This window comes from Filifactor villosus (assembly GCF_042652965.1).
In the GTDB taxonomy this organism is placed as follows: domain Bacteria; phylum Bacillota; class Clostridia; order Peptostreptococcales; family Filifactoraceae; genus Filifactor; species Filifactor villosus.
Genome location: NZ_JBHSHL010000038.1, coordinates 1 through 12,633 on the forward strand (window position 1 = coordinate 1; position 12,633 = coordinate 12,633).

General features: G+C 36.5%; 18 protein-coding genes and 2 pseudogenes. All 20 read left to right on the forward strand.

Going from position 1 to position 12,633, the window contains the following annotated elements; genetic code table 11:
• The first annotated feature begins 56 nt into the window (after window positions 1–56).
• Window positions 57–233, forward strand: coding sequence for a transposon-encoded TnpW family protein (locus tag ACFO4R_RS08750; protein ID WP_379788715.1), 177 nt, complete (start codon window positions 57–59; stop codon window positions 231–233).
• Window positions 234–244: 11 nt separating this feature from the next.
• Window positions 245–1,069, forward strand: a pseudogene (locus ACFO4R_RS08755) (VirD4-like conjugal transfer protein, CD1115 family); the annotation flags it as partial.
• An 84-nt stretch (window positions 1,070–1,153) separates the two neighbouring features.
• Window positions 1,154–1,927: a helix-turn-helix domain-containing protein gene (locus ACFO4R_RS08760; RefSeq protein WP_379788716.1), complete on the forward strand. Its 774-nt coding sequence runs from the start codon at window positions 1,154–1,156 to the stop codon at window positions 1,925–1,927.
• 315 nt (window positions 1,928–2,242) lie between these two features.
• The gene (locus ACFO4R_RS08765; RefSeq protein ID WP_379788717.1) at window positions 2,243–2,533 is read left to right on the forward strand and encodes a TfoX/Sxy family protein; all 291 of its coding nucleotides are present in this window, start codon (window positions 2,243–2,245) and stop codon (window positions 2,531–2,533) included.
• A 168-nt stretch (window positions 2,534–2,701) separates the two neighbouring features.
• On the forward strand, window positions 2,702–3,139 hold the full coding sequence (locus ACFO4R_RS08770) for a VOC family protein (protein ID WP_379788718.1): 438 nt from the start codon (window positions 2,702–2,704) through the stop codon (window positions 3,137–3,139).
• A gap of 272 nt (window positions 3,140–3,411) precedes the next feature.
• On the forward strand, window positions 3,412–3,738 hold the full coding sequence (locus tag ACFO4R_RS08775) for a single-stranded DNA-binding protein (protein ID WP_379788719.1): 327 nt from the start codon (window positions 3,412–3,414) through the stop codon (window positions 3,736–3,738).
• Between the two features lies 1 nt (window position 3,739).
• Window positions 3,740–3,891, forward strand: a pseudogene (locus tag ACFO4R_RS08780) (Maff2 family mobile element protein); the annotation flags it as partial.
• Between the two features lie 341 nt (window positions 3,892–4,232).
• Entirely contained in the window at window positions 4,233–4,511 is a 279-nt protein-coding gene (locus ACFO4R_RS08785) for a hypothetical protein (RefSeq protein ID WP_379788720.1), read from the forward strand.
• 24 nt (window positions 4,512–4,535) lie between these two features.
• Window positions 4,536–5,120, forward strand: a complete 585-nt coding sequence (locus tag ACFO4R_RS08790) for a hypothetical protein (protein ID WP_379788721.1) — start codon at window positions 4,536–4,538, stop codon at window positions 5,118–5,120.
• A gap of 87 nt (window positions 5,121–5,207) precedes the next feature.
• A complete protein-coding gene (locus ACFO4R_RS08795; protein WP_379788722.1) occupies window positions 5,208–5,747 on the forward strand; it encodes a hypothetical protein in 540 nt (179 codons plus the stop codon).
• A 37-nt stretch (window positions 5,748–5,784) separates the two neighbouring features.
• On the forward strand, window positions 5,785–6,666 hold the full coding sequence (locus ACFO4R_RS08800; protein ID WP_379788723.1) for a hypothetical protein: 882 nt from the start codon (window positions 5,785–5,787) through the stop codon (window positions 6,664–6,666).
• A 334-nt stretch (window positions 6,667–7,000) separates the two neighbouring features.
• On the forward strand, window positions 7,001–7,882 hold the full coding sequence (locus ACFO4R_RS08805; protein WP_379788724.1) for a hypothetical protein: 882 nt from the start codon (window positions 7,001–7,003) through the stop codon (window positions 7,880–7,882).
• Window positions 7,883–7,891: 9 nt separating this feature from the next.
• Window positions 7,892–8,197 carry a hypothetical protein gene (locus ACFO4R_RS08810; RefSeq protein WP_379788725.1) on the forward strand — a complete coding sequence of 102 codons (306 nt, stop codon included), beginning with the start codon at window positions 7,892–7,894 and terminating at the stop codon, window positions 8,195–8,197.
• A gap of 4 nt (window positions 8,198–8,201) precedes the next feature.
• Window positions 8,202–8,906: a hypothetical protein gene (locus tag ACFO4R_RS08815; protein ID WP_379788726.1), complete on the forward strand. Its 705-nt coding sequence runs from the start codon at window positions 8,202–8,204 to the stop codon at window positions 8,904–8,906.
• A gap of 99 nt (window positions 8,907–9,005) precedes the next feature.
• Complete coding sequence (locus ACFO4R_RS08820; protein WP_379788727.1) at window positions 9,006–9,635, forward strand: hypothetical protein; 630 nt, start codon at window positions 9,006–9,008, stop codon at window positions 9,633–9,635.
• The gene (locus tag ACFO4R_RS08825; RefSeq protein ID WP_379788728.1) at window positions 9,632–10,003 is read left to right on the forward strand and encodes a DUF6578 domain-containing protein; all 372 of its coding nucleotides are present in this window, start codon (window positions 9,632–9,634) and stop codon (window positions 10,001–10,003) included. The genes ACFO4R_RS08820 and ACFO4R_RS08825 overlap by 4 nt, the downstream gene beginning before the upstream one ends.
• A 14-nt stretch (window positions 10,004–10,017) precedes the next feature.
• The gene (locus ACFO4R_RS08830) at window positions 10,018–10,506 is read left to right on the forward strand and encodes a hypothetical protein (protein WP_379788729.1); all 489 of its coding nucleotides are present in this window, start codon (window positions 10,018–10,020) and stop codon (window positions 10,504–10,506) included.
• Window positions 10,507–10,756: 250 nt separating this feature from the next.
• Complete coding sequence (locus ACFO4R_RS08835; protein WP_379788730.1) at window positions 10,757–11,107, forward strand: hypothetical protein; 351 nt, start codon at window positions 10,757–10,759, stop codon at window positions 11,105–11,107.
• A gap of 12 nt (window positions 11,108–11,119) precedes the next feature.
• On the forward strand, window positions 11,120–11,335 hold the full coding sequence (locus ACFO4R_RS08840; RefSeq protein WP_379788731.1) for a hypothetical protein: 216 nt from the start codon (window positions 11,120–11,122) through the stop codon (window positions 11,333–11,335).
• Between the two features lie 40 nt (window positions 11,336–11,375).
• On the forward strand, window positions 11,376–11,606 hold the full coding sequence (locus ACFO4R_RS08845; protein ID WP_379788732.1) for a helix-turn-helix domain-containing protein: 231 nt from the start codon (window positions 11,376–11,378) through the stop codon (window positions 11,604–11,606).
• The last annotated feature ends 1,027 nt before the right edge of the window (window positions 11,607–12,633 follow it).

A 12,633-nucleotide genomic window follows, 5' to 3' on the forward strand; every position in this document is an offset into this window, starting at 1 on the left:
GGGAGTGGCTAAAATAACGGGCCGTTTTTCGATGAGATCCCTGGACCATTTTTCGCTTGACAAATACAGATAAAAAAGGCATTAGCACAAAGAGAAAGATTGGAAAGACCACCTATGAGGTTGTTGTCCACTTCAATGAAAATGCAACTGAAACAATGCAAGATAAACTTACAAGAATAATGCTGAGGGAGCTTAGGAGAAAATCGAACGAAAAAAAAGATGATTTTGATTAAAAGGTCCTTGACAAGTAGCAACAGACAAAACTGCCAAGAGCATATTGATTTCCTGTGGTGCAAGGCTTGCTCCTTTTGATATTGGTGAGCTTAGAGAGTTGATGAGTGAAGATGAACTGGAGCTTGACACCCTTGGAGAAAAAAAGACGGCTCTATTCGTCATTATTTCGGATACTGATGACACCTTCAATTTTGTGGTATCTATTATGTACTCGCAGCTCTTTAACCTATTGTGTGATAAGGCTGATGACGAGTATGGCGGTAGGCTTCCGATTCATGTGAGGTTTCTTCTGGATGAGTTTGCAAATATCGGTTTGATTCCAAAGTTTGAGAAGCTGATTGCAACTATCAGAAGTAGAGAGATTTCGGCGAGCATTATCTTGCAAGCACAATCTCAGCTAAAGGCAATTTACAAGGATCATGCAGACACCATTGTCGGTAACTGTGATAGTACCTTGTTTTTAGGAGGGAAAGAGAAAACAACATTAAAAGAGCTTTCCGAAACACTTGGAAAAGAAACCATCGACCTGTATAACACTTCAGAAACAAGGAGTAATCAAAAGAGCTTTGGATTGAATTACCAAAAGACCGGGAAAGAGCTGATGAGCCAAGACGAGATTACGGTTATGGATGGAGGAAAGTGCATCTTTCAGCTTCGAGGTGTTCGACCTTTTTTGTCGGATAAATTCGACATCACAAAGCATAAAAATTATAAGCTCTTAGAGGACTACGACAAGAGAAATTCCTTTGATATTCAGAAGTATCTTGCCACAAGAGAAAAAGCAAAATTAAGAAAAAATACAGTGATTACAAGAATGAATATTCAACTTGATTAAATGACAGAATGTGGAAAAAGTGATAAAATGGGATGGATAATAAATTTATAAATCAAAATTCATCAGAAAAGAGGAATGAATCGGATGAATATTGAAGAGATAACAAGTTATATGTATGAGCAATTAAATGAGGATGTTTCTTTAGAGGCAGTTGCCAGGCACTTTCATTATTCCTCTTCCTATTTTTCTCGTCAATTTAAAAAAATAACAGGTGTAACCTATCGCAAGTATTTAGAGTCCATGCGTATACAAGTAAGTATGCGAAAATTTTTGATGGAAGAGGGTAATGTAACGGATGTTTCAGGACAGGTAGGATATGAATACAGTAGTAATTTTTCAAAAATTTTTCGTAAACATACAGGTGGCAAAGCCAAGGGATATAAAAAAACTGCGTGTGTAGCTTATCGGCTTTTAAGGGATTTTATGGATAGAAAAGGGAGTTTGTGGTATCGGCATCTGAAAGATGTAGATACACAAAATAGACTCGAAGTTTCTCTATTGTATCCGGAAGGCTATAAGCCTGAATTAGTTTTTGTCGGTCTTTTTTCGGAGCCACTCCCTAATCAGGTGCCTATTGTGGGATTGGCTACAACCAATATAGAGTCAATTTTATTGGATAAAATTCCAAAGGGAACCTATTACTTGTTGGCATGCGATACATCAACAAGCGCTAGTTTTTTTTCAACATTTATTATGCTGGATAATTATCGTGGCATTCATGATAGTCCTTTAATTTTCGAGTATCAATCCACTTATACTGTCTATCTGTTTATGGAAGAACCTCAGCCATATCATCCGTTGATTACGGTTAACCTTCCAAAATTGGTTATGGACAGTCTTCTAAAAAGGTCAAAATAGGATAGTTTTTTTTGAAAAATATTTGATATACTATAACCCAAGCAGACAAGTAGGCTGATTATGGCGATATTTCGTATAGAGAGTACAGTATTAGTTATAATGGACTTAGACTTAAAATAGCCCGTTGGGAATCGAGTTAGTTTGGTAGAGGTATAATAATGAAATTTGATAAGAAAATTGCTGAGGCTATAAAATTGGAGTTGGAAAAACAGCTATCATCAGAAGTGTTTGAAGAACACTTATAGCAAACGACATAAATATCTGCACTTTCGAAATGTATCTCGATTCTATTTTGAAGAATAGGGATTCGGCAAAGTGAAAATAATTTTTGCGTTCACTATAGTTACAAAGAAAATGTTTGGTGGATTAGCTTTTATGGTGCATGGTAAGATGCTAGCGACTGCCAGCGGTAGAGATGGCGTTATGGTCATGGTGCGTATTGGAAAGGAGAGGCAAGATGCCCTTTTACCTGCATCGGGTGCAAGTGTTACTGTTATGAAAGGTATCCCTCAAAAAGGCTATGTGGATCTTGATGAGGAAGGGGTTAAGGCATTGTCCTTCTGGATTAAAGAGGCTATAGCTTTTAATGATGAGTTAATGACCTGAAAAAGAAACTACAAGATACCGTTAATAAATAGATGTGTTCGATTACCCATATAAATGTAATAATTAAAAAATTTTAATGTTTATTTTATGCGATTTATAATTTTTTAAAACTAAGTTATCGAACAGGTCTAATAGAAAATTTCAAAGTTCAAGAGAGAGGTGTTATCAATGTATAAAGTTAATGTATTTTTGGGATTTAAAGATCAAGCAGAAGAAGCTTTTCAACTCTATAGTCAAGTGTTTAATACTCCGATAGAGAAAATCCTTAGGGTCAAAGATTTGCCTAATGGTACTGATTTTTCAAGTGAGGAAGGACAAAAAGTTGCATGGATGTGTCTTCAACTGGGAAGCATTCAGCTTTGGGGAGAAGATAGAGGTTATTTTGCACAATACGGCACAGAACCGGCAAATCCCAATCAGATTCCCCGCCAGTTTATTTCTGTCTATTTAGCTGATAAGACCGAGGCGGATAAAGTCATGGCAAAACTTGCTCAGGGAGGAAAAGTAATTCTTCCTTTCGGCTCTAATTTCTTCAGCCCGTACTATGGGCGTGTTGTTGATGCCTACGGTATAGGATGGGAATTAATGGTACCTGGACAGCCATAACAACTATAATAGGAATACAAATAGAGTTGTTGGAGTATAGTATAAATTCCAGTTTGTCGAAATATAACAATTAAATGAAACCACTAAGAGGAAGTAAAAGCAAATAGCCGGTACTTCCTTTTTTGATGCTTAAAAACAAGGAGGATACGATGAGAATAAGGAACAGATCCCCAACTATATCGGTGGAAATAATCAGAATAGGCAAGTAGGTTAGGCGATAGAGAGAAATCCTATTGTCTATTTTTTTACGGGGAATACGAAAGGATAAAGAAATGGACAAAGAAAAAATGATTAACATCAATGCCAGTCTTGTGGAAGAGCCTGTGTTTAGCTCGTTTGAAAAAGACGGCGAAGAGGTAAAGATTGCAAACTTCACTTTGGTGAAAAAGTACGGAGGTGGTAAGGAATACACCAAATGCTCAGTGTATGGCGAAAAAAGTGAGATGGCAAGGGGTTTTAAGAAAGGCGACTTGATCCATGTGTTCGGCTACTTCAAGGAAAGAGCTAAGGGAGATAAGATCTTTAAGAACTTCATCGTGAAATCCCTGAACAAAATTGAAAACAAGAATAAGAATGAAGATAACAAGGAGGAAAACTAATATGGAATTTTTTACACAGGCAGTAGATGTATTAAAAGTTTTGGTAATGGCGGTAGGTGCAGGTCTTGGTGCGTGGGGTGTCATCAACCTTATGGAGGGGTACGGGAACGACAAACCGGGAGCAAAGCACAGGGCATAAAACATTTAATGGCAGAATAAAGACGGAATGACACAACCACTCTCTAAAGTAAAAAATAGTAAATAAATAAAAGATGGAGCACACTTAATTTTTTTTTTGATATAATGATAAAAAAGAGTGACGATATGGTTTGAAATTATACTCCATTATGGATACAGCTTGCTCAGAAAGGCTTGAAGAAAACAGATGTGATTGTAAGGGCGGAATTTATCACCCATGTGATGGTGCAGATAGATAAGAATAAGGATACCGCATTTAAGAATTTTGTGAAGAAGTTCGAATCACAGGGCATAATTTTCTTCGTTTTTGAGATAACTTTAAAGCAAATAGTAGATTTGTAAAGAGGAAATGAAGTATGGATGATAAGATTGATCAATGGATTAAGAAGAAACCTAACATTTTTCAAAAGATAGTAGCGACGGTACTCTTTATTTTTGGTATTCTTTTGATGGTGGGGCCTGTCAAAAATTGGGATTGGTTATATACATCTGATAAAGAATACCATAGCGAATGGAGCATGGGACAACTCAGCAGGTATTTTGGAAGAAAAACGGCATGCGTTATAGGGTTTATTGGCGGGGGTGTAATTTTTGCTGTCGGCTCTGCTTTTGTGTACAGTACATTTTTTAAGTAGTTAAAAACATTTGAGGAGGAAAAGATGTTTCCGAATTATTTAGATGGTGCAAAAGTTTTGTTCTATTCTCAAAAAGATGATTTCGGCAAAGTAAATTATAGTACCGGCGAAAAATATTCGGATATCAAGTATCTTGCGATATGCAGATACGGTAATAATAAAGAGTACTATCTATTTTCTTGCAATGAAGACTTTGAGGTGGTCGGTGATTTTTCTTTTGATAGCGTAGAAGAGTGTAAAGAAGTTGCAGGAAATTCAAATAAGGGCAAGGATATTATATGGACGGAAAAAACACAAAGTAAAGCGGAATTTACATTTGAAGAAATTAAGTATTTCTTGCTAAAAAGTATTGAAGAATATGACTGCGAAGCGGAACTTAGCATTTATTTTGAGGGCAAGCTCTATGAATATATGATTATTATCTATAAGGAATATTGTTCATTTCACCGCTGCGGTACAAAGGAGATTCGAAGCGGTGAGCGGAAATTTAAGACATTGGACGAATTATATATAGCAAGGCAAGTGGATGATATTGTCTTAGCGAGGGACTGGGATCATATCAATGCATTTGATTGTATGGATTTTGAACTCTTGGGCTTTTGGGAGTAGAGAAGTTGGAGCAAACGGTATAACATTTTTTTAAATGGCAGGAAATAAACAATTTGTAAAGAGATTACGGATGGAGGGGAATTACGGATGGGCAGTCAATACTATTGGAAATGTTGGGAAGAGTGCATCTCTTATTTGGAGGAAAAAAACAAGCTGGAAATCATTGCTTTTTCAAAGGAGCTTGCTCAAAAATTTGGTGTGTCTTCTGAATTGATGGAAAAGATTTTTGCGGTCGATTTAAAAAGTTATTCTAAGAAAATCGACCACTATATGGAACAATGTATCGAAAGGGCAAAAAAAGAATCGGCGAGGGCTCTTTGTCTTTATTATGATATCGAAAATGGCTGGGACAGTACAATATATATTTGCAAAGAGTTTACTCGCGATAACAATCAATGGATTTCGTCTAAAATTTGGATTGAAATTGGAAAAGCACGGGGTTTTTCGGGAATTTATAAGAAAGAGGCGCATGGTGCATTTTTTGCAGATGATATAAGCACGGGCATTTGCATATTGCTTATGGTAAGGACGACATTGGCATTTAAAGAAGTTGTAGAAAAATACAAAGATTGCGGATTGCATATAGGGATTACCTGCACGGACAGTGATTTTGTAAAAGTGCTTTGAATGATTTATCGAAAGAGGTTGTTATTGAGGTGGTATTATGACAAGTCTAAAACCAAAAGATATTTTCCAAAAAATGGTGGATTATCTATTCTCTTACATGGAGCCTTACGGTTTTCGTTTAACGAAGAGCAATGAGATCAAGAAGAAAAATAAGTTATTTTCAACGAGAATTTTCTTTTTTAGAGACTACAAAAACTATATTGCGCCTGACGGTTCCTGGGGAACGGTAAATACCGAAATATATTGTTTTATCAATATTAAAGGGAAAGAAGGAGTTTATCGCTTGGATTTTGCGGATGTAGCCTATCATAGATTTCAGTTGTATGATAAGAATGCAAGAGATTTAAATTACACTTTAGTAGATGAGATATGGAAAATCATAAAAGAAAACTATGTCAATGTAATTGTTGGATTGGAAACAAAGCCACATTCTCAGCTTTTAGCGATGCCTCTCGTACCGGAGACAACATCCAAAGATAGCAACCTATTTTACACTTGTTCGCTGAAAAGAGAATTGCTGGAAATATTTGATTTTCAGGATGTTCTTGATAAATATGATAAAAACTCCGAATTTTATTATCGTCCACAAGAACAGGCAAAGCGTCGTCAAGATTCCTATTTTCTCACCAACGGTTCTCGTATAAATCGTGAATTTTGCGAGAGACTGGATGAAACATATTTGTTTGAACTTTTGGATCGAGCCTATATTTTTTTAAAGACAACAGAGATACATACAGCGAGATTGGATGAAGAATATCGTATTTGCAGAAAAAATCAATTTGCAGAAAAAGAAAGATTTGTGTTAAGTGTTTTTATGATTTTATACTGTGATGTTTATATTCCTTTTAAAAAAGAAGAGTCGGTTTCACAGCTGACTCAAGAAATTTCGGAGTTGCACATCAAGCTGTTCAAAGAATAAAATCACAAAAGTATGGAGAGAATTGAACCCGCTTAGCAATCTTGACATCGCACACTATTTTTGAGTACATGCTATCGAAATCTCATCGGATTTAGGCGTGGTGTAATTCATATAATACTATTCTTCCTTTGAGTTGTGGATATAAACAATCTGTGACCATAGAAGATAAAGAGATTTTTCGCAGGTTGAAAAAAACGGATATATCCATACTTCTATTGGAGAATAGTATGATATGAGAATCAAGGTAAATTGATGTTATACAGCCGGTGAATATAGAATAAAGTGAAAAACATTTTGCGGATTTTTTTGTAGAACAAAGATATTTTTATGGAGGATGCCGATGATCTATATACTCAAAAATAAAGAAATGCCGTGGGGACCTTATGGAGAGATCCTATGGCAAGGAATCTATTATTTTGATAAGGAGAAAAAAGAACATTGTTTGTCAAGGACTGCGCCTTTTTGCCCCGGGATATACAGAAGTCAATATGATCGAGAGCGTCCGGTGATTATCGTAAGAGAGCAGGTAAAGGAAGTCATGGAGAACTGTTTTTCGGATCTCCGGTTTGCAAAAATCTTCAAAGAAAGAATTGTCAAATTGGATTGGCAGACATGGGATTTATCCGCAGACGAGCCTAAAATTTATCCTTCAGGCGATATGGATGCGGAAGAATATATCACTCGCAGAAAACATCATGAGGCTTTATCACAAGCATTAGGAAACCTATATGCCTTGATTCCGGAGAAGGAAGGATATGCTTATTATGACGAAAAAGAGCATGTGGAGAAGTTGGCAAGCTCTCCCCTCTCAACCAACGACATTTTTATTGCGGATTCTTTAAAAAATCAGGAAATTTATGTGAGCGAAAAGATGAAATCATTTTTAGAGTCGAACTTTTCAAGTGCGATTTCCTTAGAGCCGGCAATATTGGGAGAGCCTGAACATCCCGAAGAATGGAGAGAAACATTTTTGCGGCGGGAGAGATTAAAAGAAAAATCGGAGAAAATGTCTGATAAAGACTGGCAGAGATGGCACAGATTAAAGAACGAGGCACAAAAGCTGATTGAAGGAATAGAAGAGTTAAAGAGCGAAAATGCAAAAATGAGGCGGAAAGAAAAAATATTGCTCCTGCTAAACGAAGCGAATGAGATCTATCCCCTGAATACCGAGAAATGGATGCACGGATTTTGGGGTGTCAAAGTCACCACGGATTGAGGGTTAGCAATGAAGGATTTGATTGAGAACAATTATTATTCGGAGAATAAAAGCTTTATGTATTATCTGCACGAAGAAAATAGATTTAATATAGAAGCACTAAACGATTTATGTGAATATATTCGAGCTCAAAAAACAGTTGATAAAGAAACTTGCAAAAAATTATTTTTTATTCAAATACAGATATTAAAGCATATCATTTATCATTTTGACAGTAATGATATGAGCGTAATTAAAGATTTACCGAGTGAGTATTCTCATTATCTTGATGATTTGCAAAAAAGTGTTGAAGTATATATAGAAAAATGGAGGTAGTGATATGCCGAACGCAGTCAATACGGATAAATACAAACTGCATATGCAAGAGTTGATGCCGCTATTTTTGGATGAAAATCTGACGGACACTAAAGTCATAGAAGTAAAAGGAAAATCAGCGGATTATAAGATTAAGGTGTATCTCTACTCCGCAAAAATTGGAGAGTATAATTATCGAGGTAATAAGTGTTTTCTTTATAAAGATGATGTTCTCCATACAAAATGGTATTGTTTTAACGATTCTTCTGTGTTTTATCAGCTGATTTCACATAAAAACGGCATAGAGTATCTGATTTTCAGACAGGATTTATACGGATATAGTGTACTTGATATGGAAAGTGGAGAAATCATGCAGTTTTTTCCGGAGTGTTCTTTTGATGGAGTGGAAACATTTATTTGGACGAAAGTGCATTATAATCCTGAAAATAATGTGCTTGCAGTGGAAGGATGTTATTGGGCTTGTCCTTATGGCGTTCAACTTTTCAACTTTGAAAATCCGATGAGTGAGAATCCGAAATTTGTCGATATCATATCCTGTCTTGACGGAGATTACGATGTATACGATGAACTGACATTCATTAGATGGGAAGAAGGGACTTTGCATTTAAAAGCGTTTTTAGTTGAGAATTCAGAAATAATGGAACTGGTGATACCGCAGGAGCAATACCTCTGCTGGCTTGGCGATGACGAAATCGCCAAGTGTTTATAAGAGCGGAAGGATTTTAATAGCATTACAAAAGAAAAATATAGCATATTCCACAACATGTTGAAGGAAATTTCAGAAAGGGAAACTGTGAGAGGTGAGATGATGAAGTATTGCTACATCTATGGCGATAGTGCTGAACATTTGTATTTAGGTAGAGAATCCATACTGAATATAAAACTCTGTCCACATTGTAACATGGTGTTAAATCGTGAAGAAGTGATACTGCAAGCGGCAGACACAGTAAAGTGGAGAAAAAAGAAATTCTTTGTTACCACATACGATGGGGTAAGTATTGCGAGTCAGCGTTTTTATGAATTATACCAAGAGTACCAAATGAGAGGTATTGAATTTATCCCTTTTAAAAAAGCTTTGGACTACTATATTTGTCGTTTCATCAATACGGTTGCTTTTGACCTTGAAAGAGCAAAACAAGTTCGCGTCGAATACGAGGGTAAGATTACTTATGGAGTCGTGGATAACGGTATATGTCCCACTTGCAAAAGAAGCAAAGGACACCACCATCCTTGGCCGTATCGTATCATTGAATCCGATGAACAAAAACTACAGGCAAATACCTTTTATCGTAGTGATATAGAGTTTGCCGAGAATAATGCGCAACATCCGCTTATATGGGCAACAGAGGATATTATTGAGGTGTTTACACAGAAAAAATGCGGGATTTTTTATAAGAATGTGGAAGGAAATTTTGGCAAAGGAGATTGCGGCAAATGAAATGTAGGGTTTACTATGAAGCTTGGGAAATGGCATGTTGCGGGATTCCATTTAGCGTAGGAGATGTTGTAAAATGGGAGGTCAGTAAGAATAATACCATACTTACACCTGTTAGTATCGGCGAGATTGACTATTGTTATGATGCGCATTCTTTTGAAGCGGATAAACTTTTGCTATTAACGGGAAAGGTTGAGAGTATAAAAATTTTGTATCACAAGTATGCACCCAAAAGTGATGAGCCGGAAAAATTAATCGCAACAAGCGGAAAGTTGTTCGATGTAGAACAAGCTCAAGGTTTTGAAGAAGATTTTGAAGATATGCAAGTGGCAGGGTATGTGGTGGAATTATCGGAATGTGTTTTTGAATAGGAAGGGTGAAAGATGTGAATGACAAGGTGAAAGAACTATGGGGAAGGCGCAAAAAGATGCTCCCGAATTTTAATTGTATTTTATATCCTGATGGAACCGTCACCGTTCTTAATTTTTTCAAAATTTATGATTCGAACGTAAAAACATATCATGTTGTGATATCTCCTTTATGTGATACTACATTGGACAGTGTTTTGAAATATCACGATAACTCATGGGTGCTGATTGACGAATGGCATCGCATTTCAAATGATTCGGGGATCTTTTTAAGCGGGGAAGGTGCTTTTGGAAGCGATGGATTTGTGGCGCATACGGATTTTGACGGAGAATTAAAATGGGCTATCTTTTTTAATCAAAGCAATCCGATTAAGGAGTTAAACATACACAATGATTACTTGGTAGGGCTAAGCGAACATGAAAATGCAAAGATTGAAATCAATTTAAAACAGTTGACGGACATTACATTTACATACATGGAGAATCATAAAATGACATTTATGTAAAATTGAGTGTTGACAAATTCAGTTGCTTGAAAATGAAGCGAATTGTTCTGTCAAACGTGTTTGATAAATCTTTTAAAACAAGAAGCTGATATGTTGGTTTTCCTATATGAAAGCTCGCTTGCAATATAGACAACGAAAGCGTCGGTAAAAGAATTTGATATCAAGGCCTACCATAATGAGTATGGTAGCGGAAGGATTTATGGGGAACGGCTGTGCTATATTTTAGGTAAGGAAATACAAAACTTGGGATTTGGCAAAAACTAATTTTCCGCATACGGTTTCACAATTACAAAATGCGATTGTGGACAGTGTTCTCCCGATATTTGAAGCATTTTACCGCTCTCCGGAGGAAATCATGAAGCATTGCCTTGAAGGAAAACTGGATATTTCACTCTCTTATTTTCTCGTTTTCGGAGATGAGGAATTGGCTAATTTAGCATTACAAAAGAAAATCGAAAAGAGCTTCAATAAGGGTCGAATTGTCGAATTTTTCAATGGTATATCACAGATGAATCCGCAAAATATAGATCCGAATTACAATGAGTTTGTAGGTGCAGATTGGATAAAAATGGAATATTTGCAAGGGCTTGGATTGAAATGATTGAGGTATGAAATGAAAGTGAAGGATAAAAAAGTTAAAATTTGTGATGAATGTAGCAGAACATATTTTGAATATTCCTCAAAGATGGCTCAATTATGCCCGCATTGTGCTCATATACTATATGGATATCCGGATTGTGGACATGTTTTTGAAGCTTATAGATGTGTAAAATGCTTATATCATCATAATAAGGAAGAATATATAGATAAATTATTGGGTGAGGAGTGAATATGGAATTTAAATATACTGATAGAAAGGAGGTTGTGATATGGCATTAAACTATCGTCCGTTATGGATACAGCTTGTTCAGAAAGACTTGAAGAAAACCGATGTGATTGCAATGGCAGGACTTACCACTAATGTGATGGCACAAATGGGTAAGAACCAACCAATCACTCTAAAAAACTTAGAAAAAATCTGTAAAGCACTTAACTGCACACCCAATGATATTCTTTGCTTGAACGATGATGCTAATTCTAATTTTTCTAAGAAGAAATAGTGAGCTTTAGGGAATACTTACAAAATAAAACTGAATATGATAGTAAAATCGTGGAAAGTTGCTATTCACATTCTCAAAAAATGCAGACAGTTCGTACAAGAACCATAACAACTGAATGATCGGACTGTTTTGTTTTTCAATTTCATACCCGAGTCCTGTGTCGAAACATACTCATACAGATAACCGGTGTAGCGGCACGTTGAAATTCAAGGTAATTCCGACTTTGATATGAATTCTTTCGGTTTATAACCGAGATAAGAAATAAAGCTAAATATCAATATGTCAGTACACTGGGCAATAGTATAACGAGTCGTATTCCACGTCGATGAGATAAAGTTTCGTAGTTGGAACATGGATATAGCAACACTGTCACAGTCATCTCCGGCAGTGTGGTTGAAATTAATACGGGTATCAATATCGCCATGGCACAGAAGATGTTTTGGAGCGGGGACTCTCGAAATAGAGATCTTTTAGACTCGAGAAACGATTGTGACCCCCTCCTCCGCCTAAGAACCGGGAAGCTGTGGGGAAGCAGAGTATCAATAAAAACCGAAAAGGGATACTCTTGGTTTACCGGGGGTAGTTTCCGATGTTTTTAGGTTTTATTTTGGGGGTATACAAAAAGTATTGGTGCCGTTTGTCGTTTAATGACACAGCTGCCTGAACTGTCGATATCGTTGTCCCGTTAGTTCTATGGGAACGAGATGTTTTTTGTTTGTGGATCGGGCATAACGTCAGTCTGACCGGAGAACAGTATAATACGATTCTTCCTTTGAATTATAGATATAAACAATTTGTGGCCCATAGAAGATAAACCGATTTTTCGTGGGTTAAAAAACAGATATATCCATACTTCTATTGGAGAATAGTATAAGACCCGCAGGAGATAGGCGGAAAGCGTTGTTTGCGGCAAAATAAAACCGTACCGGTAATGGTTCGTGTTTTTTCGAAAGGACGGCTCTGCAACGGGAGATGTTCTTTTGTATCGGTTTCCTATCGGTAGTTTTCGTTGGTGTGAATGACACAG